Below are 20,493 nucleotides of genomic sequence, written 5' to 3'. Positions count from 1 at the left end.
CGAAGGGGGTGTTCAATGACCGGCCGCGGGGGCCTCGCCGGCAGCGGCGCCACCGGGCGCGACGAAGGCCGTGGGTTCGCCGCCCTGCAGCACCCACATCAGGTCGGTGTCGGCGAGCCAGTAGTCGCGCACGGCGGCGATGGTCTCGCGCTGCGATTGCGCATGGGCCTGCACCTCGGTGAGCAGCTCCCACACGCTCTTGAGCATGCCGTTGTACTGCAGCACGCTCTCGTCCACGATCAGCTGGCGCTGAACCATGACGTCGTCGCGCAGGCCGCGCGCCACGGCCAGGGTGGCGTCGCGCGAGGCGAGGGCCTGCCCGAAGTTGGCTTCCACCTTCCATTGATCCACGCGGGGCAGCTGGGCCTTGATCTCGGCCAGCTCGGAAGCCAGCTCGACGTCCGACAGCGTCTGCTTCGGCAGGTCCGGCAGGGTGTCGGGCAGTGCCAGGCGCTCGTGCACGCCATTGAGCTGCAGCGTGTAAAGCAGGGCGCGCTCCGCCTGTCGCGCGGCTACACCTGCCTGGTGCAGCGCGCGCCGCTCGCTGGACAGGCCCAGCTCGACTCGGCTTTGCTGGTACGCGCTCCAGTTGCCCACCTTGACCATGCGTCGGCCCAGTTCGGTGGCGGCCTCGGCCGCTTCCAGTGACTCGCGCTGAAGGCGAACGGACTGACGGGCCGCGACCGCGCGCAGCCAGGCGCGCCGCGCCTCGGCGGCTACCTCGAAGACCTCGTCCACGCCGTCGATGCGCCGCTGGTGTCGTGCATCGACCTCATGCCAGCGGCCCTGCGCGATGCGATCGACATTGGCCTCGCCCAAGCGCGGAAGCACCTTCTGCAGCTCCAGGTGCGGTCGCCAGGCCAGGCGCGTGGCCGCTTCCAGCGAAGGCACTGGGAAGCCCGCCGCGGCGGCCTCCTGGGGCGCTGGCGCGCTGTTGGCGGCTTCCCACTTGAGCAGGTCCGCATGCCCCCGCTTGAACTGACCGACTGCCTCGTTGGCGGCTTTCCAGTCCGAGGACTGTTCGACCGCGGGTTGGGCGCTGGCCATGGCCGCCGTTGTCAGGGCCAACATAGACACCAGAAGTCGTGGACCGCGGCGGCTGAATGGATGCTTCACTCAAAGACTCCTTTGATTGATTGGATCGACGGGGGCATTCTTTTGATTGCGAGGGAACAACGATCTGTCGACTTCATTACAGATTTGTCATGTTGAGGAATTCCGCGACCCGCGTGGCACACTGGTTCAACCCGACCCACCATGAAGATCCTGATTGTTGAAGACGAAGCTCACACGGGCGAGTACCTGCGCCAAGGCCTGCGAGAGGCGGGCTACTTCGTCGAACTCGCGCGCAACGGCGTCGACGGCCTGCACGAGGCCACCGAAGGCGGCTACGACCTGCTCATCCTCGATGTCATGCTGCCCGGGATCGACGGCTGGTCACTGCTGCAGTCGCTGCGACGCAAGAACCAGCGCGTGCCCGTGCTCTTCCTTACCGCGCGAGACAGCGTGGAGGACCGCGTCAAAGGCCTGGAGCTGGGCGCGGACGACTACCTGGTCAAGCCGTTCTCGTTCTCCGAGCTGCTGGCGCGGGTGAAGTCCATCCTGCGGCGCGGCGCAGCAGTGCAGGACGCCACCTCGCTCCAGGTGGCGGACCTGCACCTGGACCTGGTACGACGGAGGGTGATGCGCAAGGGCCAGCGCGTGGACCTCACGGCCAAGGAGTTCGGCCTGCTCGAGCTCTTCATGCGCCGGCGCGGCGAGGTGCTGCCGCGCACGCTCATCGCCTCCAAGGTCTGGGACATCAACTTCGACAGCGACAGCAACGTGATCGATGTGGCCGTGCGCCGCCTGCGCGCCAAGATCGACGACGGCTTCGACCTGAAGCTGCTGCAAACCGTGCGCGGCATGGGCTATGTGCTTGAAGACCCACATGGCGAAGCTTGAAGCCTCGCAACTGTCGCTCACGGTCCGCTTGACGGCGCTCTTCGCACTGGTGGTGGGCGCCGTGTTTTCAGGCCTGGGCTACCTGGTCCACCGAGAAACGGCTGCGCACTTCGTGGAACTGGACCAGGCCCTGCTGCGCGACAAGTTGGCGCTCATCCGCGGCATCGTCGATCGCAGCACCGGCCTGCACGACCTATCGGTGCAACTCAGGGCAGCCCTGCAGGGCCATGAGGGGCTGCTGCTGCGGATTGACATGGCTGGACAGGAACTCGTGCACCTCGGTGACTTCGAGGTCCCGGCGGCCCTGCGCGACACCCCGGCGGGCCATTCCTGGTCGGAAGGCGACCTGAGCTACTACGGCAAGCTCACCACCCTGCCGCTGCACTGGAGCCCAGACACGCCACTGAAGGTTTTGACCGCCGTCGACACCCACCATCACCGCCACTTCCTGGTACTGCTGCAGCGCAAGCTGCTCGTCTATATCGCGCTGGCCATCGCCGCCAGCACGCTGCTGGGCGCTGTGGCCGTGCGGCGCGGCCTGCGGCCCCTGCTGGCCATGAAGCACCGCGCCGAGCGCGTGAACGCCCGGGACTTCACCGAGCGCATGCCAGTGGACAGTCTGCCGGTGGAAATGCGCGGCCTGGCCAGCTCGATCAACGACATGCTCGACCGCCTGCAACGCGACTTCGATCGCCTGAACGCGTTCTCCACGGACCTGGCCCACGAGTTGCGCACGCCGCTTAGCAATCTGCTGACCAACGCGCAGGTGACGCTGGCCGTGCCGCGCGGCAGCGACGAGTACCGCGCCAGCCTGGAGATCATCTCGGAAGAGCTGCAGCGGCTGGGCAAGACGGTCTCGGACATGCTGTACTTGGCCAAGACAGAGAACGTAGCCACCCTGCCCAGTGTGGAAGACGTGGATCTGGCCGCCGAAGCCCGATCGCTGATCGATTTCTACGAAGCCGTGGCTGAAGAGAAGGGCGTGCGCTTCGGCCTGAGCGGCGAGGAGCGCGTGCGCGGCGACCGGCTGATGATCCGCCGCGCGATCGGCAACCTGCTGTCCAACGCCGTGCGTCACGCGCCGGTCGGAGATACCGTCGAACTGCGAATCGACGCCAACGAGCACTGGGTTTGGCTGCAGGTGAGCAACGCTGCAGAGCCTCTGACGGTCGAACAGCGCCAAGCGATGTTCGACCGTTTCTTCCGACTGAGCCAGGGACGCCACCGGCTGGAGGGCGAGGGGGTAGGCCTGGGCCTACCCATCACCCGGGCGATCATGTCAGGCCATCGAGGTGAAGTGGACGTGCGCTGCGAGGGGGGCCGCATCCACTTCACGCTGGGTTTTCCGCGAGAGGCATAGCGATGGCGATCGGCGGAAGCGGATGGAACTCAGTTGTTGTGTCCCTTGTGCAGCAGGTAGTTCAAGCGGGCGACTTCGTTGCTGTTGGCCTGGATCGTGCGGCCGTCGGCCGCCTGCAGCGTCTCGCCTGGTGTGAGGTAGATGGCGCGGCCGTACCGGTTTTCGCGGGCCATGCGCCCGTCTTCGAAGACATAGAGGACGTCACCGTTCTTCAGCGGGACCATTTCCTTGGCGGTGGCCCGGGCGACATCGCCCGCGAATGCGGAAGCGGCGCTGAGGGACAGGGCGAGGACAAGAAAGCGAGCGTTCATGGGATGGACTCCTTGGAGATTCCCGGGGCGCGGGGCGCCTCGGGGCACGGGGGTGCGGGCTGGAAGGTAAGCCTCGAGACATGACACGAAGGCAGCGGCGTCGTGACACTTTTGTCATATGGACTCTTCGGGAGAACTCATGAGCGATCAGCACCACCATCACCATCATCACCAAGGGCACGGACAGGCCAAGGAAGTACCGCTCGCACCTAGCGGTACCATCTACACCTGCCCCATGCACCCCGAGGTGCGCCAAGACCGCCCGGGCACCTGCCCCATCTGCGGCATGACGCTGGAGCCGCTGATGCCCACGCTGGAGGAGGGCAACCCCGAGCTCGACGACTTCCAGCGCCGCTTCTGGTGGACGCTGCCTCTGACGGTGGTCGTCACGGCGTTGGCCATGCTGGGCCACCGCTTGGGCGGCATCGACATGGCGGTGCAGAGCTGGATTGAGCTGGTGCTCTCGCTGCCGGTGGTGCTGTGGGCCGGCGCGCCGTTCTTCCAGCGCGGCTGGCAGTCGATCGTGCAGCGCAGCCCCAACATGTGGACCTTGATCGCCCTGGGCACCGGCGCGGCCTTCATGTACAGCCTGGTGGCAACGGTGGCGCCGGGGCTGTTTCCCGATTCGTTCCGGGCCATGGGGCGCGTCGGCGTGTACTACGAGGCGGCGGTGGTCATCATCTCGCTGACGCTGCTGGGCCAGGTGCTGGAACTCAAGGCGCGGTCGCAGACCTCGGCCGCGATCAAGTCGCTGCTGGGGCTCAGCCCCAAGACGGCCCGCCGCCTGCGGGACGATGGCCAGGAGGAGGACATTCCCATCGAGCACGTGCACGTCGGCGACCGGCTGCGTGTGCGCCCCGGCGAGAAGGTGCCGGTGGACGGCGTGGTCGTCGAAGGCAGCAGCAGCCTGGACGAATCCATGCTCACCGGCGAGCCTCTGCCCGTCAGCAAGGGCGTCGGTGCGTCCCTGATCGGCGCCACCATCAACACCAGCGGTTCCCTGGTGATGCGCGCCGAGAAAGTGGGCTCGTCCACCGTGCTCTCGCAGATCGTGCAGATGGTGGCCCAGGCCCAACGCTCCAAGGCACCGATGCAGCGCATGGCCGACCGCGTGGCGGGCCGCTTCGTGCTGGCGGTGGCCGCCATCGCGGTGCTTACCCTGCTGGGCTGGGGCTTCTTCGGGCCGGAGCCGCGCTGGACCTATGGCTTCATCAACGCGGTGGCCGTTCTGATCATCGCCTGCCCTTGCGCCCTGGGCCTGGCCACGCCCATGTCCATCATGGTGGCCACGGGGCAGGGCGCCAAGCGGGGCGTGCTGTTCCGCGACGCCACCGCCATCGAAAACCTGCGCAAGGTCGACACGCTGATCATCGACAAGACCGGCACCTTGACCGAGGGCCGCCCGGCCTTCGAGCGCGCCGTGGCCGCCGAGGCCTACACCGAGGAGGAGGTGCTGCGCCTCGCTGCAAGCCTGGACCAGGGCAGCGAGCACCCCCTGGCCGACGCCATCGTCTCCGCGGCTCGCGCGCGCGGTCTGGCACTGGACGAGGTGCAGGGATTCGACTCGGGCTCCGGCATCGGCGTGACCGGCCAAGTGGGTGGCCGGGCGCTGGCGCTGGGCAACACCGCCTGGATGCGGGAGCAGGGCGTGGCCATCGACGAACTGCTGCCCAGGGCCGAACCCTTACGCGCTCAAGGCGCCAGCGTCATGTACCTGGGCGTGGACGGCCGCGCGGCGGGCCTGCTGGCGGTGTCCGACCCGGTGAAGGCCAGTACCCCCGACGCGCTGGCTTCGCTGCGCGATGCGGGGCTGCGCATCGTCATGGCCACGGGCGATGGCCTGACCACTGCCCGCGCGGTGGGCGACCAGTTGGGCATCGCCGAGGTACACGGCGAGGTCACGCCGCAGGACAAGCTCTCGCTCGTGGAGCGCCTGCAAGGCGAGGGCCGCGTGGTGGCCATGGCCGGTGACGGCATCAACGACGCGCCGGCCCTGGCCCGGGCCGACGTCGGCGTGGCCATGGGCACCGGCACCGACGTGGCCATGAACAGCGCCCAGGTCACGCTGGTCAAGGGTGACCTGCGCGGCATCGCAATCGCAACCGATCTGTCGCACGCCACCGTGGCCAACATGCGCCAGAACCTGGGCTTTGCGTTTCTCTACAACGCCATCGGCATCCCGATCGCTGCGGGCCTGCTGTACCCGTTCACCGGCTGGCTGCTGTCGCCCATGATCGCGGCGCTGGCGATGAGTTTGAGCTCGGCGTCGGTGATCGGCAACGCCCTTCGTTTGAGGCGAGCCCGATAGGTTGCCTATAAGGATGCCCGGGAACGACACTTGCCCTTCAGATCGAAGACGCATTCTGTTGAGGTAGATGTCACGAGGAGAGAATATGGACAACACTTCAGAAGGTGCACCCGCTGGAAAGCCTTACCGTAAGTTCTTTGGCGCGGTTGCCACATCGACGCTGGTCATGTTTGGCCTCATGTATCTGAACACCTACGAGGTCGGCCACATCTTCTTTAGTGAGACGCGGGCCTATATGGCGCTTCTGATGGGATCAACCATGGCAGTAGTCATGCTGCCATTCATGAAGCACATGCTGAATAACAGGATAGCCAATTTTTCAATTGTCGCTATCTCTTTGATTGTGTGGGTACTGTCGCTTTGGCTTGTTCGCAGTCAAACAACCGTCGACCAAGTGAGTTATATGCGAGCTATGATTCCACACCACTCCATAGCCATCCTCACCAGCAAGCGAGCCCATATCGAAGACCCTCGGGTGCGCGCCTTAGCCGACGAAATCATCGCGGCGCAGGAGCGAGAGATCGCTGAAATGAAGGGGCTCATAGGAGAATTGAAAGATGTGCCTTCGCGCGCGTCTGTCCAGCAGGGGCAATAGGGGACCCCATTCAAAACCACCACTTCGAGGTAGCGTCCCCCAACCGGTAATGACGTTATTGACGTCGTTAGTTACGACATAACCTGCTCTGTCAGCCGCCCATTCGCTGCGCCTCTTATGTTCACGGATCACCGCGCTCAAATGGTCAAATTGACGACCACAACAGCTGCGGCTTCGGTGAAGTTGGACAATGGCCTTTTGCCTCTACTTCGAGGTGATCAATGAGCGCCGTGGTGGACTTGAACGCCACGCATCCAAGCCATTAGGTCGAGGTGCCCCGTGCTCGATGCATTGTGATCGGCATCTTTTGCTGCGCCCTTCTTAAGTTGCGGCCGGTGGGTGGGTTGGTGCTTCTCCAGCTTCTGCTGCGACAGCGTGTCCAGAATCGCGCAGTGCGGGTGGTCATTTCCCTGACAGGCGTGCACCAGATCCGACAGACCGGCTGAAGTCCCCTCGAAAACCCGCTCCTGTTGACGCCGTGCTTGCACACATCACAAATTCACCCGAGGAGTCCCTGGGCGTCGTCACATTGAATCAGACGCAGAGGCAACTTATCGAAGACATCCTTGACGTGCAAGTTCGTGGCAACAAAGCTGTGTCGGAGTACTTCGAGATGCACGAGAAGGCGGGTTGGCCATTCTTCGTGAAGAATCTCGAGAACGTACAGGGCGACGAACGAGACGTCATCTTCGTCTCCACGACGGCGCGAGGCCGCACGCAGCAGGCCGCGGCGGTCAGTGTCGATGAGGGCAAGCAAGGAGTCTTTGTGCATCGGGGCATGCTGCCACAGCGCACTCGCGGGGGCGGGCAAAGGGGTGTCACGCGAAGGCCGCCTCGCTCGTCATGGCGGTTCAACCACCCTTCTTTTCCCCATGAACGCCCCCGACACCACGCCCCCGACGCCCGCCCCCGAACCGCGCACCAGCTACCTGGAAGAAAAGGCCTTCAAGGCGCGCACCCTGCTGATCTTCGGCGCGATCACCGACGCGCTGGCCGCCGATATCGCCCGGCGCCTGATCGCGCTGGACGCGGACAGCGCGGCGCCGATCGACATCCTGGTGAGCTCGCCCGGCGGCCACCTGGAGTCGGGCGACGCCATCCACGACATCGTGCGTTTCATCGCGGCGCCGGTGAACATGATCGGCACCGGCTGGGTGGGCAGTGCGGCCATGGTCCTCGGGCAAGGGCCTGCTCGAGTACCTGCAGATGCTGATGCCCTTCGACGATCCGGCCAAGGTCGATGACAAGGGAAAAGCCGCCATCGTGGCCTACATGCTGGTGCGCAACGGCAACCTCAAACCCGCGGAGACTCTGCCGCCCGAGGGCAATCAAGCGCCGATCAAGTAGTGCGAGACCTTTGATTGCAGATCGGTAGAGAGCTCGAACTCCCATGTCGTGATCTTGCGCTCTTCGATCAGGGGAATTCCACGCCTATCCTGCCAAGAAGCGCAAATACGAAAATGCCGTGGGAGGCCTCATGTAAATGCATACCCTGATGCTGTCGACCGACAACGCGCGTTGAGTACCGAATTGCCGCTCAGACAACAGGCGCCGGAACGCTCCGGCGCGCCCGTATTCACATTGGGCGTTTGAGTTCGCTGTACTGACCCGCCGTGCGCAGCACCAGCCTCACGTCTTCCTTGCCCCGGTTGCGCCAGAACCAGCCATGGTTGCCGGTGAAGGCGGCCACCAGCTCGCCCTCGTCGGCCGCCAACCCGCGGCCTTTCACGTAGCTGATGGACCGGCCCGATCCGTCGCCGTGGGTGTCGTAGTTGACGACACCCCCCTCGACCTTCCAGGCATAGCGGGCCTTCTCACCTTCCTTCATCACCAGCTTGATCTCGATGCCCTGACCGGGCGCGAGCGTGAAACCCAGTTCGTCACGCCACCCGGGCACAGACGCCGGGACCGGGGCCTGAGCCACCACGGGCGGCGCGGCACTTGCCGTCACCGGTTGGCTGCTGGCAACCGGCGCCGATGCAACCGGTTGCTCGCGCTGTCGTGCCGATGCCGCCGCGTCGGCCGCGGCCTCGCGCGCCAGCGCGGTCTTGATCTCGCCCATTTCGGTGAGGCCCAGGACGCGGCCCATGCCGGTAAGGTCCTTGCCGTACTCCGCGGGGAGCACCACCGCGACAAGGAGCGCCGCAGCCACGATGGCCGCGATGACCGTGGAGCGAAGCAGCTGGCGCGAAGACGGCAGATCGGCCAGCGAAGGGGTTTTGCTGTTGTACATGGCGATTCAGAAATGAAGTTCAGACGTGGAAGACGACATAGCCCGCCAGTTGCATGCCCACCAGCACGAAGCCGGCGCACATCATGGCGACGTTGGCGGTATAGGCATGGCGAACGAAGCCAGCTGTGCGCCGCCAGTAGCTCATGCCAATCAGGATGAGGGAGAGCGCCATCAATTGACCAAGCTCCACCCCCACGTTGAAGGCGAGTAGGTTGGGCACCAAGCCATCGGAGGAGATCTCGTATTCGAGGATCTTGGTCGCCAGGCCGAACCCATGGAACAGGCCGAACACCAAGGTGGCCACCTTGGTGTTGGGTTGAAAACCGAACCAGCGCTGGAAGGCGCCGAGGTTGTCGAGCGCCTTGTAGACCACCGAGAGCCCGATGATCGCGTCGATCAGGAAGGCGTTGATCCCGACGTTGAAGTACACGCCGAGGACCATGGTGGTGGAGTGGCCGATGGCGAACAGGCTGACATAGAGCCCGATGTGCTTGAGTCGGTAGAGGAAGAAGATGACGCCGAACAGGAACAGGATGTGGTCGTAACCGGTCATCATGTGCTTGGCGCCCAGGTAGACGAAGGGCAGCAGCTGGACTCCCGAGACCTCCTGGATGTAGCCTTTGTCGCCCTGGGTGACGCCGTGGGCGAAGGCGTCGGTGACGCCCAGCGCGAACAGCGCCAGCAGGACAAGAAAAGGCCAGAGAAAGCTGCGGTGGCGCGACGCCCAGGGGGCATGCGCCAGCCGCCTATCAAAAAGGCTGAGCATAAAAACTCCGAAACGAGAGAGAAGGAGGCGCCGCCCACCGGATGAAGATCCGGCGGTGTTCATTGGCGGCGCGAAAGAGAAGGGCGCTCAGGCCACCTTGGGCGGGCGCTCAAGCCGGTGGCCGGCCAATCGGTCCATCCACGCCAGCAGCGCTGGCTTGCGCAGCGTCTCCATGGCCGGCATGACCTCGGGCATGGCGGGTAGGGCGTGCGCCTTGTCGTGCGAGTGGTCCGCACCGAGATGGGTATGCGGCAAACCGTCGAACAAAGCCAGGGACTCGTCCTCGTGCGAGTGGCCATGCGAATCGTCGAAGGCAGCGGATTCGGCGTGCTGGAGCACACCCAAGGTCTGAATGCCGTGTGACTGCAGGTTGCCCAGTGATGACAGGAGCGTACCCAGGATGATGACCAGCAATACGCCTAAGCGGATGCCGTAGCTCAGCCATCGCGGGCGCGAAGGGTAGGCCGAGGCTGTGGTCATCATGGGTTTTTGAGGGCGTAAAAGCCTGCGTATAGTAACCTACCAGGGAGGATACCTTTTGACATGAAACACCCCCACACCCATTCAAGCCACCCGGCCCTCATCAAGCGCCTGCGCCGCGCTGGCGGTCACCTCAACAGCGTTATCGAGATGCTCGAACAGGGACGGGAGTGCCTGGACATCGCGCAGCAGCTGCAGGCGGTCGAAAAAGCCATCTCGCAGGCCAAGAAGGTACTGGTGCAGGACCATATCGATCACTGCCTTGAACATGCGCTGGAGGATGCAAAGCGCTCCGGCCCGTCCGCAGCCACTCTGGACGAGTTCAAGCAAATCACCCGCTACCTCTGAGCGGATGGCCGGGGAGAAATCCATGCTCGACGTCCTGCGCCAGCGCACCTACCGTCACCTGTTTGCGGCCCAGGTGATCGCGCTGCTGGGCACGGGTCTGGCCACTGTGGCGCTGGGCCTGCTCGCCTTCGATCTCGCAGGGCAGGACGCCGGCATGGTGTTGGGCACGGCGTTGGCCATCAAGATGGTCGCCTATGTCGGCGTGGCGCCGGTGGCGTCGGCGCTGGCCCAGAGCCTGCCGCGGCGCGCGGTGCTTGTGGGCCTGGATCTCGTGCGCGCGGCGGTGGCCCTGGCCTTGCCGTTCGTGGACCAGATCTGGCAGATCTATGCGCTGATCTTCGTTCTGCAGGCGGCGTCAGCCGCCTTCACGCCGACCTTCCAGGCCACCATCCCCGACGTGCTGCCCGATGAGCGCGACTACACCAAGGCACTGTCACTTTCCCGGCTCGCGTACGACATGGAGAGCCTGCTGAGCCCCATGCTGGCCGCAGCACTGCTCACGGTCATTGGCTTCCATGAGCTTTTCGCGGGCACGGTGCTGGGCTTCGTGGCCTCGGCCCTGCTGGTGGTCTCTGTGGTGCTGCCCACGTCACCCGCCAACGAGCGGCGGGGCATCTACGACCGCACCACGCGCGGCCTGCGCATCTACCTGGCCACGCCGCGTCTGCGCGGCCTGCTGGCCGTCAGCGCCGCGGTGGCTGCGGCCGGCTCCATGGTCTTCGTCAACACCGTGGTGCTGGTCCAAGCCCAGTGGGGCTTGCCGCAGAACGCGTTGGCGTTGGCCCTGGCGGCGTTTGGCGCGGGCTCGATGGTGGCCGCGCTCGGGCTGCCGCGTTTGCTCGATCGTTGGCCCGATCGGCCGGTGATGCTGGGAGGCGTGGCGCTGCTCAGTGGCGCCATGCTGCTGGGCAGCATGGTCTGGGGATACGCCGGCTTGTTGCCACTGTGGTTCCTGACTGGCCTGGCCTACTCGACGGCCCAGACGCCCTCGGGCCGGCTGCTGCGCCGGTCCTCGCACGCCGAAGACCGGCCTGCGCTGTTTGCCGCGCAGTTCGCCTTGTCGCACGCCTGCTGGCTGGTGTTCTATCCGCTGGCCGGGTGGGCTGGCTCACATTGGGGGATGCCGGCCACCTTTGTTCTGCTGGGCGTATCCGCTGCGCTGGCGTGCCTGTTGGCGCTGCGGCTGTGGCCTCGTGAGGACCCGGACGTTCTTGAGCACGAGCACGCGGGGCTGGCGCCGGACCATCCCCACCTTCGCGAAGGCCATGGGGCCGCCGGATCGCGCCATGCCCATCCTTTCTGGATCGACGATCAGCACACGGACTGGCCCAGGGCAGGGCGTTGAGGTGAGGGCTTGATCGGCGATTGGGGCGCCTACAGCGGCCTGTTTCTGAGTGCCTTCGTGGCAGCGACGCTGCTGCCCGCGGCATCTGAGGCGCTTTTGGTCGGCTTGGTGCTCAGCGAGCAGCAGCCCGTGGCCACCTTGCTTCTCGTGGCCACGGTGGGCAATGTGCTGGGCTCAGCTGTGAATTGGGCGCTGGGGCGCTGGATCGAACGTTTTCGAACGCGGCCCTGGTTTCCGGTCAAACCACAAGCACTTGAGCGCGCCCAAGCTTGGTACCAGCGCTATGGCAAGTGGTCTTTGCTATTGAGCTGGGCGCCAGTGATTGGCGATCCATTGACCGTGGTGGCCGGTGTCATGCGCGAGCCGTTTCCGGTTTTCCTGCTGCTGGTGACCATCGCCAAGTTCGGGCGCTACGGGGTACTCACGCTGTTGACCCTGGGTCTGAGCTAGCCTGCGGACGGGCTGTGGGCGGGGCGATGATCTTGCGAATTTTGTAATGGTCATTTCAAAAAATGTGGCGTATATTCCATAGCCATGTGGTCCGTCCTTTTCTTGACCTTGCCGAGCCAGCCCACAGCGGTCCGGGTTCGCCTCTGGCGCGCACTCAAGGCCATGGGCAGTCCCTTGCTCAGGGATGGTGCCTACCTGTTGCCGTCGGCTGAGACGGAGCGTTTCCTGCCCATGGCGCAGGAAGCGAGGGAACACGGTGGATCGGCGCTGCTGATGGAGCTGGCGCCGATCGACGAGATGCAACGCGCGGAGGTACTTGCACTGTTCGCTCGCGATGAGGCTTATGCCCAGTGGCGCAGCGGCGCCAATGAATGGCTCGATGCGCTGCCGTCAACGTCCGAGACCGACGCGCGCCGCCGCCTGCGAACCCTGGAGGCCGCGCTGCGGGACATCGAGTCCATTGACTACTACCCCGGCGAGGCGGTGCTCCAGGCCAATGCCGCCCTGGCCGATCTGCGCACGGCCCTGGATGCGCGCTTCTCGAAGGATGAGCCACGGGCTCAGCCCGAGCACGGCATCGCGAAGCTGAACCCCCGGCAGTTCCAGGCCAAACGATGGGCCACGCGGGCACGGCCCTGGGTCGATCGCCTGGCCAGCGCTTGGCTGATCCTGCGGTACATCGATCCTCAGGCCAGCTTCGTCTGGCTCAAGGACGTGGCGAAGCTGCCCCGCGGCGCACTCGGTTTCGACTTCGACGGCGCGCGCTTCACGCACGTCGGCGGGCGCGTCACCTTCGAGGTGCTGCTGACCAGCTTCGGCCTGGATCAGACCCCCCGACTGGTGCACCTGGGGACCCTGGTGCATTTCCTCGACGCCGGCGGCATTCCCGTGGCCGAGGCGAGCGGCCTGGAAGCGGTGCTGTCGGGCCTGCGTGAGCTGCACGCCGACGACGACGCTTTGCTCGCAGCAGCCTGCAGCGTGTTCGACGCGCTGGTGGCCACCCCCGCCGGCAAGGGGAAAACATGAAACCGCTGCTCCCGGACGAACGCCCTGAGCCGCTGAGCCTGGGCGAGGCCTCGCGCTTCTGGCTCAAGCTGGGCTTTATCAGCTTCGGCGGCCCCGCGGGGCAGATCGCGATCATGCACAACGAGCTGGTTGAGCGCCGCCGCTGGATCAGCGAACAGCGCTTCCTGCACGCGCTCAACTACTGCATGCTGCTGCCCGGGCCCGAGGCGCAACAGCTGGCCACCTACATCGGCTGGCTGATGCACCGCACATGGGGTGGCATCGTGGCTGGTGCGCTGTTCGTGCTGCCTTCGCTGTTCATCCTGATCGGGCTGTCCTGGGTCTACCTGCGCTTTGGGGACGTACCCGTGGTCGCCGGCCTGTTCTACGGCATCAAGCCCGCCGTGACTGCGCTGGTCCTGCACGCGGCACACCGCATCGGCACGCGGGCCCTCAAGAGTCGCTGGATGTGGGCCATCGCCGCCGCCGCCTTCGCAGCCATCTTCGCCTTCAACGTGCCGTTCCCCGCTATCGTTGCGGCCGCCGCCGTCATCGGCTGGGTGGGCGCCCAGCGAGCGCCCCATGTGTTCACCATGGGTGGGGGACACGGCAGTGTCCGGGCCAGCTACGGGCCGGCCCTGATCGACGACGACACCCCCACGCCAGCGCACGCGCGGTTTTCGCGGGCCGGCCTGTTGCGGGTGTTGTTGGCGGGCCTGGGCCTCTGGGCCCTGGCGACGGCCGCCCTGGTGGCCTGGCAGGGTTGGCACTCGACGCTGGCGCAGATGGGCTGGTTCTTCACCAAGGCCGCGCTCATGACCTTCGGCGGCGCCTACGCCGTGCTGCCCTATGTCTACCAAGGCGCCGTCGACAACTTCCAGTGGCTCAGTGCGCCCCAGATGATCGACGGCCTGGCCCTGGGCGAAACCACGCCAGGCCCCTTGATCATGGTGGTGGCCTTCGTCGGCTTCCTCGGCGGCTGGCAGCAGCAGGTGCTCGGGCCCGAGGCGCTGTTCGCCGCGGGTGCCCTGGCGGCCTCGGTGGTGACGCTGTTCACCTTCTTGCCGTCCTTTGTCTTCATCCTGGCCGGTGGTTCGCTGGTGGAGGCCACGCACGGCAAGCTGGGATTCACCGCGCCGCTGACGGCCATCACCGCCGCCGTGGTGGGGGTCATCCTCAACCTGGCGCTGTTCTTCGCGTACCACGTGTGGTGGCCGAGCGGCTTCGGCGGTCAATTCGATGTCGCTTCGGCCGTGATCACTGCGGCTGCTGCGCTTGCACTGTTTCGCTTCAAGCTCGGTGTCCTTCCACTGCTCGGCGCTTGCGCAGCCGTCGGGCTGACTCTCACGCTGCTGCGCTGAGGAGACCTCCATGGACCTGAAGACCCAAGCCTTGCCGTACGCACCTGGCGCGATTCCCGGCTTGTCCGAGCGGCTGATCGGCAGCCACCACCAGAACAACTACGCCGGCGCCGTCAAGCGGCTCAACGCAATCCGGGCTCGGTTGGCCGACAGCGACTGGTCCGGCACGCCAGGCTTCGTGCTCAACGGACTCAAGCGAGAAGAGCTGATCGCGACCAATTCCATGCTGCTGCACGAGTTGTATTTCGCCAGTCTGGGCAGCAAGGGGAAGCCGCCGGAGCCCGCCATGGAACTGGCCCTCACAGCCAGCTTCGGCAGTCCTCAGCGTTGGCGCGACGAGTTCAGTGCTTGTGCGAAGGCGCTCGGGGGTGGCTCGGGCTGGATGCTGCTGGTGTTCCAGCCCCGCGAAGGGAACCTGGTCAACCAGTGGGCCAGTGACCACACGCAAGCGGTGGCTGGCGGTGTGCCGCTGCTGGCGCTCGACATGTACGAGCACGCGTACCACATGGACTTCGGCGCGGCGGCCGGGGCCTATGTCGATGCCTGCATGGCGGCGATCGACTGGGGTGCGCTGTACACGCGCTACCAGGCCGCCGTGCATGCGGCGAGCGAACCGTATGGCGCCGAGCCCACCGACCTCGCCGGCAGCACGCTGCTCGACGTGCGGCGGGCGGGCGTCTTCGAACAGGCTGGCACGATGCTGCCGCAGGCCCGCTGGCTCGACCCCGGGGCCGTGGCGCAATGGGCAGGCGAGCTGCCCGGAGACCGGGCCGTCACGGTCTACTGCGTCTATGGTCATGAGGTCAGCCGCTCGACGGTGCTGCGCCTGCGCGCGGCCGGCGTGAACGCGCGCTTCCTGCGCGGTGGCATCGATGCCTGGACCCAGGCCGGCCGACCGCTGGAGCAGAAGGCGACGAAGCCATGAGCGGGGGACTCGGCTTGACGCGGCGGATGCGTGCCATGGCGGCAATCGCTTGTGCGCTGGGGCTCGGACTCCTGCACCCATTCGCAAGGGCCGTCGAGGTGCACTTCGAGAAGGTCACCGACGGGGTTTACGTCCACGTCGGCGACCTGGGCGGACGCACCCAGGACAACGAAGCCCTGAACGCCAACATCGGTCTGGTGGTGACGCCGGCCGGCGCGCTGCTGATCGACAGTGGCGCCACCTACCTCAGCGCCCGCGACATTGACCAGGCGGCCCGCCGCGTCTCGAGTCAGCCCATCCGGTGGGTCATCAACACCGGCGGGCAGGATCACCGGTGGCTGGGCAATGGCTACTTCCAGGCGCAGGGGGCGGAGCTGATCGCCCACGCCACCGCGGTGCCCGACATGCGCGCGCGAGCGGGTGACCAGTTGCAGGCCTTGCGGAGCCTGCTCGGGCCACGTTTCGAAGGCACCCGTCCCGTGTACCCCGAGCGGCTGCTCACCGCGCCGGACACCCGGCTGGACCTGGGCGGCGTGCGTGTGGAGTTGCGCCACCGGGGAGGAGGGCACACGCCGGGCGATCTGCTGGTGTGGCTGCCCGAACGAGACGTGGTGTTCACCGGCGACATCGTCTACACGGAGCGGCTGCTGGCAGTGCTGCCCGTGAGTCGCACCCGCCCTTGGCTCGACGCGTTCAGCGTGGTCGAGGCCATTAACCCCCGCTGGCTGATCCCTGGCCATGGCCGTCCCAGCGACCTGGCCACGGCCCGAGAACATACCCGCGACTACCTGCAAGGTCTGCGTGCACACATGAAGCAGGCCGTCGACGATATGCAGGAGATCGGGGCAGCCATTCGCTCTTTCGATCTGACGCCTTTCCTACCGCTTCACAACGCGGCCGAGTTGCATCCGGGCAATGCCAGCCGGGTCTATCTCGACATCGAGAGGGAGTAACTAACGCAGCTGGAGATTGGGGAGGAAACCCGACCTGCTTCCTCGACGCCACTTGGTAAAGGAACTGGGCGAAGTGCTACGCGACCGCCGCATGACAACGCTGTTTGCCACGCACGACTTCGCTGAAGCAATGGCCTTGTGTGACCGATGTGTTGTTCTGGGTGGTGGCCGAGGCATGCAAATCGATGCCCCCACCCGTTGCCTCCAACGCCCTTACCAGCGCTCGTCTGCGTAGCGTTGTGACGCATTGTGGAGCTCGTGCCGCCTACTCACAGTTCGCATTCGAGCATAGGCTTTGCTTATCCTAGAACGCCATCAACTGAGCATCATTCCGATACTGCCTCAGCCACTCCTGCTCGCCCTGCATGATGCGATCAGATGGCTTTCCTACTGATCTCTGACTGCGGCAAGCAGTGCTCATTTCGGTTTGCCCGCGGCCCCGGTGCCAACCACCGGTCGCGCTTCACCGCCCCAAAGCTGGTCCCCACCGCCTCAACTCCTGCAGATCGTGAGCAGCCTCGGCCTCTATGGAATCCTGGGGCAGTTGCTTGAGGCACTCCTCTAGTGAGAAAGACTCCGGATCCTCGTTCTCTGTCGCCTCGGCACGAACTGGCGGCCCTAGTCCCCCCCCCTCAAAGGGGTTGCGGAATGTTGGCGGGTCACGGAGGCAGTCGTTCCTGTAGATCGGTGGAGTATCCGACACGAAGGGTGAGAACGAAATCGTCCTCTCAAAGATCAGCGGCTTGCCGGTGGGCGTTGGTGGTAAAGGCGGCATGCTCTCGATCGCCTCGCGAGCCAACTGCTCAGCAGTTGGGGAGGTCGTCCACAAGGTCTCGAGCTTGGCCATGGTCCCGTCGGGGGAGATTTCCACCCGGAAGCGGACCACGCCTTGGTCTGGGCCTTCGAAGGCAGTACCCATCATGCTGCGAACCTGTTGGCCCCAGGTGTAGCGATAGCCCTTGCTGTTCTTGAGCGTGTACCTGGCAGCGAAGGCCCACTCTTCTGCGGTTGGTGTAGCGGGGGCCATCATAGAGATGGGCTGTGATTCTGAGGCCAGTGTTGGAGCGGTGCGACTCGGTGCGACCTGGATATCGGGAGCGACGGACAATGCTGGTTCTGGCGTTGCTACCGATTGAAGCGTCTTCGCGACGATCTCTTCAGGAGGCGGTGGCAAGAGCTCCAGGAGGAGGACCTCGTCCTTGGGCTGCGGTGCATTTGGACGATCGACAAGCCTGGCTGGATAGTTGCCAGTCACGGCCAGGGCCAACGCCAGGGCATGCAATGCAATCGATAAGAAAATTGCCAGAAAGAGCTTGTCGCTATCGCGTTGCATGAAGTCTGATCCGCGCGATGCTTTCGCCGCCGTGCCGGACGACAGGCATCTTGGTGTCGGCAGGCACCAAGGACATCGGATTGATAGGGACGGGCACTTTGTGGGTGTTGGCAAGTTCGCGACTCAAGGCGAATTGGCGCGGGGTCGCGGCTATCTCCAGGCTCTCGCGATGTTGCCGATCAACAGGGTGCTGCTCCAGCGAATCACGCTCATGCGGCTGAGCAGCTGGAGCGTGTGTACGCTCGATGAACACCATGACCACACGCGCAGCCCGATGCCTGCCAGCGTGCACAGCCATCGGATGCGCGCAGGTCGGCTTCACGCGCGCGCAAGCCAGACCTTGCGTAGGCGTCACGGCTTGCGCTTGGGCATAGGTCGTACCACCCCCTGAAAAACCACAGCTTGCCCATCGTCCTTGTACTTCAACTCGCGCCCATCGCGCACGACGGTGTAGCAGATTGATTCGTCTTTACTGATTTCTGGCCGCAGCAGGCACAGCCGATCGCCTTTGACGAACCACCGCGCGAACCTCTGCCGGCCGTTCTCCGATCGTTCGACACGCCCGTCAACGAAATACCTGTGCCCCCAATGGTGCTCGTCAGTCACGTACTTGCCACTGATCGCGAACCGGATCTGTGGGCCTGTCAGCGGCATCTCTTTGGCAGTCACGGCGAATATGGGAAACGTGGCTCCGACAATGAATGAGCGCATGAGACGCCAAGGGGTGATCGCTGTCCGCTTCATAGTGCGGGTCAGGCAGTCATGGCGGGAGGCCACTGATGTGTCTCGCCCTGGCATGAGAGGCACCATGCATACAGAGCGTCGTACATCACCAGGCCGTGGCGGAGCATCTCGTGGTCGTCGCTGAAGTTGTGTGAAAGCCCGAGGGAAAGCGCGTAGAGCCCGGGCGATTGGGGCGTCAGATCCAGCCGCGAAGTGTCGGCGCCGCGCACGATCACGGCCAACTGATCCAGCGCCGGGTTATGGAGTTTGTACTTCGCCAGGAAGGCATCGAAGCTGCACCGATCGCCCACGTGGCTCAGCTCGACATCCGGGATGTCGTAAGGGATGGCACCGGTCGCCTTGGCGGTCTCTAACACCTCGCTGGCGGGCGCATAGAGGAACTCAGGTTCCTTATCAATGAAACGCGCAATCAGCCAAGGGCAGGCAATGCGGTCAATCTTGGGTCGTTCGCGGGTGATCCATTGCATGGCGCTACTCCTTCTTTTCAAACGCCACGCCGACGGCGCGGCAAGCTTCGATGCCACCAACCACGAAGCGCGCGTCTAAGCCACGGGCGCGCAGTGCAAGCGCCACCGATTGGCTAACTTCATGACCCTGGACGCAGTAAACGACTACGGGTTTGGAGGCGTCAAGTTCGCTGCTCCAGTCGGCCAACAACGCTGGGTCGCGCCAGACGGCTCTGGCCAGGCGGTCAGGCGCCTGTTCGTAGCCAGCCGTTCGGCGCACGTCGACAAGCTGCTGACTGCCGCGAACTTCCTGTGGCGAGACCGACCAGGGCCTTGCATCCGTCTCGACCGCGGTGGCGTAGCGCTGCATCACTGCACCCCAGCGGATGTTTTGCATAAACACGTCCACGTAGGCAGCCGCCTTGGCGCCGAAGTCCATGTGGTAGGCGTGCTCGTACATGTCCAACGCCAGCAGCGGCGTGGCCCCGGCCAGCAGGTGGGTGTGATCGGCGGCCCAGTGGGTGATCAGTCGCGCCTCGCGCGAAGACCAGGACAGCAGGGCCCAGCCCGAGCCACCACCCATGGCCTTGGCCAGAGCGGTGAACTCTGCGCGCCAGCGGTCGGTGCTGCCAAACTCGCGGGCCAGGGCCACGGCCAAACCAGACTCCAGCAAGGCGCCGTCCCCGCCCAGCGAGTCGAAGTACAACTCATGGAGCCACGCCGAGTTGGCGGCGATCAGCTCCTCTCGCTTGAGGCCATTGATCACAAAGACTGGAGCGGTGGGCCAGTCCAGCTGTGTCAATTGCTGGCGGATGGCACCCAGGCGCTTGACGGCGCCGGTGTAGTTGTTGGCGTGGTGGCTGACGATCAGCTTTTCCGACAGGCCATTTAGGGTTGCCGGATTCAGGGTAAGTGAGCGTGGCTGCAGATCCATGAGGATGCTCCTGTGTGGGAATGTTGTTAGTTGCGTGAGCCCGCGTGAAAATGACTAAAGGCCGTCACGCTATCGGCCTTTGTCCATACGCCAGCAGCGCCGGGGCCCGCGATATGGCTATCGTCCAGTTCGATGTAGCGCTTACCGTCGAGTGACACGGAGATGTGAGTTCCAGAGAAGTCGACACGCAGGGTGTGCCACGAGGCAGCGGCTACCGGAGCGTCGGTGTATTTGATAGTTTTTCGCCTGCCGCCCTCGACGTAGTACAGCGAGACGTTGCTCTCCAGCGCGTTGGCGCGGGCGACGTAATAGTTGGCGGCGTTCTTCCAGCGCCATACGACACCGCCCGCCTGGTCGTCACGGCCAGCGATGGGTTTGAACCGCGTTTCGACAAAACCGTCGGTGATCGAGGTGCCGTCCTTCACGCACCAGGGATACGTTCCCTGGCCGTTTTGCAGCAGCACCTTGCCTGGAGTCGCTGAGCCCTGCTCGGCTGTGACGATCCAATGAGGCGTACCACTGCCAGTGACACCGCAATGCCAATGGGTGGGCGGCGCATCGAGGGCGGTATCTTCAAAGTCGGAGCCTTGCGCGCAGGCGACAGATGCCAACGCGGCCATGGTGATGCCTGTGACGGCTCGTTTCATGGTTT

The 20,493-nt window shown here is 64.9% G+C and carries 23 protein-coding genes and 1 pseudogene; 13 read left to right on the top strand and 11 right to left on the bottom strand.

Features of this window, described 5'->3' with window-relative positions; all coding sequences use genetic code 11:
- Window positions 1-12 precede the first annotated feature (12 nt).
- Window positions 13-1,071 carry a TolC family protein gene (locus BHU06_RS07065; RefSeq protein ID WP_175442814.1) on the bottom strand — a complete coding sequence of 353 codons (1,059 nt, stop codon included), beginning with the start codon at window positions 1,069-1,071 and terminating at the stop codon, window positions 13-15.
- A gap of 186 nt (window positions 1,072-1,257) precedes the next feature.
- Between BHU06_RS07065 and BHU06_RS07060 the strand changes: the two genes are divergently transcribed.
- Together BHU06_RS07060 and BHU06_RS07055 are read left to right on the top strand one after the other, a co-directional pair.
- Window positions 1,258-1,944 carry a heavy metal response regulator transcription factor gene (locus BHU06_RS07060; RefSeq protein ID WP_070398454.1) on the top strand — a complete coding sequence of 229 codons (687 nt, stop codon included), beginning with the start codon at window positions 1,258-1,260 and terminating at the stop codon, window positions 1,942-1,944.
- Window positions 1,931-3,304 (top strand): heavy metal sensor histidine kinase, encoded by a 1,374-nt coding sequence (locus BHU06_RS07055; RefSeq protein WP_070398453.1) that lies wholly within the window; start codon window positions 1,931-1,933, stop codon window positions 3,302-3,304. Before BHU06_RS07060 ends, BHU06_RS07055 begins: the two co-directional genes overlap by 14 nt.
- A 29-nt stretch (window positions 3,305-3,333) precedes the next feature.
- Here BHU06_RS07055 and BHU06_RS07050 read toward each other — a convergent pair whose 3' ends face one another.
- On the bottom strand, window positions 3,334-3,615 hold the full coding sequence (locus BHU06_RS07050; RefSeq protein ID WP_070398452.1) for a CopK family periplasmic copper-binding protein: 282 nt from the start codon (window positions 3,613-3,615) through the stop codon (window positions 3,334-3,336).
- Between the two features lie 235 nt (window positions 3,616-3,850).
- Between BHU06_RS07050 and BHU06_RS07045 the strand changes: the two genes are divergently transcribed.
- Both BHU06_RS07045 and BHU06_RS07040 read left to right on the top strand, forming a co-directional pair.
- Window positions 3,851-5,923: a copper-translocating P-type ATPase gene (locus BHU06_RS07045; RefSeq protein WP_070398451.1), complete on the top strand. Its 2,073-nt coding sequence runs from the start codon at window positions 3,851-3,853 to the stop codon at window positions 5,921-5,923.
- A gap of 85 nt (window positions 5,924-6,008) precedes the next feature.
- Complete coding sequence (locus BHU06_RS07040) at window positions 6,009-6,518, top strand: DUF305 domain-containing protein (protein WP_070398450.1); 510 nt, start codon at window positions 6,009-6,011, stop codon at window positions 6,516-6,518.
- A gap of 499 nt (window positions 6,519-7,017) precedes the next feature.
- Here the strand turns inward: BHU06_RS07040 and BHU06_RS07035 are convergent, their stop codons facing one another.
- Window positions 7,018-7,275: a hypothetical protein gene (locus tag BHU06_RS07035; RefSeq protein ID WP_139146979.1), complete on the bottom strand. Its 258-nt coding sequence runs from the start codon at window positions 7,273-7,275 to the stop codon at window positions 7,018-7,020.
- Window positions 7,276-7,390: 115 nt separating this feature from the next.
- Here BHU06_RS07035 and BHU06_RS07030 point away from each other — a divergent pair.
- Together BHU06_RS07030 and BHU06_RS23095 are read left to right on the top strand one after the other, a co-directional pair.
- Window positions 7,391-7,687 (top strand): annotated as a pseudogene (locus BHU06_RS07030) (ATP-dependent Clp protease proteolytic subunit); the annotation flags it as partial.
- Between the two features lie 43 nt (window positions 7,688-7,730).
- The gene (locus BHU06_RS23095) at window positions 7,731-7,865 is read left to right on the top strand and encodes a hypothetical protein (RefSeq protein WP_302622815.1); all 135 of its coding nucleotides are present in this window, start codon (window positions 7,731-7,733) and stop codon (window positions 7,863-7,865) included.
- 229 nt (window positions 7,866-8,094) lie between these two features.
- On the opposite strand, the gene BHU06_RS07025 is transcribed toward BHU06_RS23095, so the two are convergent.
- From BHU06_RS07025 to BHU06_RS07015, 3 genes are all read right to left on the bottom strand, one after another.
- Entirely contained in the window at window positions 8,095-8,751 is a 657-nt protein-coding gene (locus tag BHU06_RS07025) for a transmembrane anchor protein (RefSeq protein ID WP_070398448.1), read from the bottom strand.
- Between the two features lie 19 nt (window positions 8,752-8,770).
- Window positions 8,771-9,517, bottom strand: coding sequence for a HupE/UreJ family protein (locus BHU06_RS07020; RefSeq protein ID WP_070398447.1), 747 nt, complete (start codon window positions 9,515-9,517; stop codon window positions 8,771-8,773).
- A gap of 87 nt (window positions 9,518-9,604) precedes the next feature.
- Window positions 9,605-10,000 carry a hypothetical protein gene (locus tag BHU06_RS07015; protein ID WP_070398446.1) on the bottom strand — a complete coding sequence of 132 codons (396 nt, stop codon included), beginning with the start codon at window positions 9,998-10,000 and terminating at the stop codon, window positions 9,605-9,607.
- A 60-nt stretch (window positions 10,001-10,060) separates the two neighbouring features.
- Here BHU06_RS07015 and BHU06_RS22050 point away from each other — a divergent pair, with 60 nt between their 5' ends.
- The 7 genes from BHU06_RS22050 to BHU06_RS06980 all read left to right on the top strand — a co-directional run bounded on the left by BHU06_RS22050 (window position 10,061) and on the right by BHU06_RS06980 (window position 16,384).
- Window positions 10,061-10,345: a metal-sensing transcriptional repressor gene (locus tag BHU06_RS22050; RefSeq protein WP_083293024.1), complete on the top strand. Its 285-nt coding sequence runs from the start codon at window positions 10,061-10,063 to the stop codon at window positions 10,343-10,345.
- A gap of 22 nt (window positions 10,346-10,367) precedes the next feature.
- Window positions 10,368-11,690, top strand: coding sequence for an MFS transporter (locus BHU06_RS07005; protein ID WP_070398444.1), 1,323 nt, complete (start codon window positions 10,368-10,370; stop codon window positions 11,688-11,690).
- A gap of 12 nt (window positions 11,691-11,702) precedes the next feature.
- On the top strand, window positions 11,703-12,140 hold the full coding sequence (locus BHU06_RS07000; RefSeq protein ID WP_070398723.1) for a YqaA family protein: 438 nt from the start codon (window positions 11,703-11,705) through the stop codon (window positions 12,138-12,140).
- Between the two features lie 231 nt (window positions 12,141-12,371).
- Entirely contained in the window at window positions 12,372-13,166 is a 795-nt protein-coding gene (locus BHU06_RS06995) for a chromate resistance protein ChrB domain-containing protein (protein ID WP_254668129.1), read from the top strand.
- Window positions 13,163-14,506, top strand: a complete 1,344-nt coding sequence (gene chrA, locus BHU06_RS06990) for a chromate efflux transporter (RefSeq protein ID WP_070398442.1) — start codon at window positions 13,163-13,165, stop codon at window positions 14,504-14,506. Before BHU06_RS06995 ends, chrA begins: the two co-directional genes overlap by 4 nt.
- A 10-nt stretch (window positions 14,507-14,516) precedes the next feature.
- Window positions 14,517-15,431 carry a Fe-Mn family superoxide dismutase gene (locus tag BHU06_RS06985; RefSeq protein ID WP_070398441.1) on the top strand — a complete coding sequence of 305 codons (915 nt, stop codon included), beginning with the start codon at window positions 14,517-14,519 and terminating at the stop codon, window positions 15,429-15,431.
- 35 nt (window positions 15,432-15,466) lie between these two features.
- A complete protein-coding gene (locus BHU06_RS06980) occupies window positions 15,467-16,384 on the top strand; it encodes an MBL fold metallo-hydrolase (protein ID WP_254668128.1) in 918 nt (305 codons plus the stop codon).
- Window positions 16,385-16,847: 463 nt separating this feature from the next.
- Here BHU06_RS06980 and BHU06_RS22045 read toward each other — a convergent pair whose 3' ends face one another.
- The 5 genes from BHU06_RS22045 to BHU06_RS22040 form a co-directional block, all read right to left on the bottom strand.
- Window positions 16,848-17,717: an energy transducer TonB gene (locus BHU06_RS22045; protein WP_083293022.1), complete on the bottom strand. Its 870-nt coding sequence runs from the start codon at window positions 17,715-17,717 to the stop codon at window positions 16,848-16,850.
- A gap of 351 nt (window positions 17,718-18,068) precedes the next feature.
- Complete coding sequence (locus BHU06_RS06975; protein WP_254668127.1) at window positions 18,069-18,386, bottom strand: hypothetical protein; 318 nt, start codon at window positions 18,384-18,386, stop codon at window positions 18,069-18,071.
- An 83-nt stretch (window positions 18,387-18,469) separates the two neighbouring features.
- On the bottom strand, window positions 18,470-18,928 hold the full coding sequence (locus tag BHU06_RS06970) for a chromate resistance protein ChrB domain-containing protein (protein WP_070398438.1): 459 nt from the start codon (window positions 18,926-18,928) through the stop codon (window positions 18,470-18,472).
- A 4-nt stretch (window positions 18,929-18,932) separates the two neighbouring features.
- Window positions 18,933-19,841: a Fe-Mn family superoxide dismutase gene (locus tag BHU06_RS06965; RefSeq protein WP_070398437.1), complete on the bottom strand. Its 909-nt coding sequence runs from the start codon at window positions 19,839-19,841 to the stop codon at window positions 18,933-18,935.
- A gap of 26 nt (window positions 19,842-19,867) precedes the next feature.
- Window positions 19,868-20,488 (bottom strand): hypothetical protein, encoded by a 621-nt coding sequence (locus BHU06_RS22040; protein WP_083293020.1) that lies wholly within the window; start codon window positions 20,486-20,488, stop codon window positions 19,868-19,870.
- Window positions 20,489-20,493: the final 5 nt, after the last annotated feature.

Origin of the sequence: Hydrogenophaga sp. PML113 (assembly GCF_001777155.1) — a bacterium.
Lineage (GTDB): Bacteria > Pseudomonadota > Gammaproteobacteria > Burkholderiales > Burkholderiaceae_C > Hydrogenophaga > Hydrogenophaga borbori.
The sequence above is the reverse complement of the archived record's forward strand: the minus strand, read 5'-3'. Positions and strand labels throughout refer to the sequence as shown.

Bases quoted from the DNA above. Each gene is read 5' to 3' on its own strand.
- BHU06_RS07065 (WP_175442814.1), bottom strand. From the start codon at position 1,071: ATGTTGGCCCTGACAACGGCGGCCATGGCCAGCGCCCAACCCGCGGTC.
- BHU06_RS07060 (WP_070398454.1), top strand. From the start codon at position 1,258: ATGAAGATCCTGATTGTTGAAGACGAAGCTCACACGGGCGAGTACCTG.
- BHU06_RS07055 (WP_070398453.1), top strand. From the start codon at position 1,931: ATGGCGAAGCTTGAAGCCTCGCAACTGTCGCTCACGGTCCGCTTGACG.
- BHU06_RS07050 (WP_070398452.1), bottom strand. From the start codon at position 3,615: ATGAACGCTCGCTTTCTTGTCCTCGCCCTGTCCCTCAGCGCCGCTTCC.
- BHU06_RS07045 (WP_070398451.1), top strand. From the start codon at position 3,851: ATGCACCCCGAGGTGCGCCAAGACCGCCCGGGCACCTGCCCCATCTGC.
- BHU06_RS07040 (WP_070398450.1), top strand. From the start codon at position 6,009: ATGGACAACACTTCAGAAGGTGCACCCGCTGGAAAGCCTTACCGTAAG.
- BHU06_RS23095 (WP_302622815.1), top strand. From the start codon at position 7,731: ATGCCCTTCGACGATCCGGCCAAGGTCGATGACAAGGGAAAAGCCGCC.
- BHU06_RS07025 (WP_070398448.1), bottom strand. From the start codon at position 8,751: ATGTACAACAGCAAAACCCCTTCGCTGGCCGATCTGCCGTCTTCGCGC.
- BHU06_RS07020 (WP_070398447.1), bottom strand. From the start codon at position 9,517: ATGCTCAGCCTTTTTGATAGGCGGCTGGCGCATGCCCCCTGGGCGTCG.
- BHU06_RS07015 (WP_070398446.1), bottom strand. From the start codon at position 10,000: ATGATGACCACAGCCTCGGCCTACCCTTCGCGCCCGCGATGGCTGAGC.
- BHU06_RS22050 (WP_083293024.1), top strand. From the start codon at position 10,061: ATGAAACACCCCCACACCCATTCAAGCCACCCGGCCCTCATCAAGCGC.
- BHU06_RS07005 (WP_070398444.1), top strand. From the start codon at position 10,368: ATGCTCGACGTCCTGCGCCAGCGCACCTACCGTCACCTGTTTGCGGCC.
- BHU06_RS06995 (WP_254668129.1), top strand. From the start codon at position 12,372: ATGGCGCAGGAAGCGAGGGAACACGGTGGATCGGCGCTGCTGATGGAG.
- chrA (WP_070398442.1), top strand. From the start codon at position 13,163: ATGAAACCGCTGCTCCCGGACGAACGCCCTGAGCCGCTGAGCCTGGGC.
- BHU06_RS06985 (WP_070398441.1), top strand. From the start codon at position 14,517: ATGGACCTGAAGACCCAAGCCTTGCCGTACGCACCTGGCGCGATTCCC.
- BHU06_RS06980 (WP_254668128.1), top strand. From the start codon at position 15,467: ATGGCGGCAATCGCTTGTGCGCTGGGGCTCGGACTCCTGCACCCATTC.
- BHU06_RS22045 (WP_083293022.1), bottom strand. From the start codon at position 17,717: ATGCAACGCGATAGCGACAAGCTCTTTCTGGCAATTTTCTTATCGATT.
- BHU06_RS06970 (WP_070398438.1), bottom strand. From the start codon at position 18,928: ATGCAATGGATCACCCGCGAACGACCCAAGATTGACCGCATTGCCTGC.
- BHU06_RS06965 (WP_070398437.1), bottom strand. From the start codon at position 19,841: ATGGATCTGCAGCCACGCTCACTTACCCTGAATCCGGCAACCCTAAAT.
- BHU06_RS22040 (WP_083293020.1), bottom strand. From the start codon at position 20,488: ATGAAACGAGCCGTCACAGGCATCACCATGGCCGCGTTGGCATCTGTC.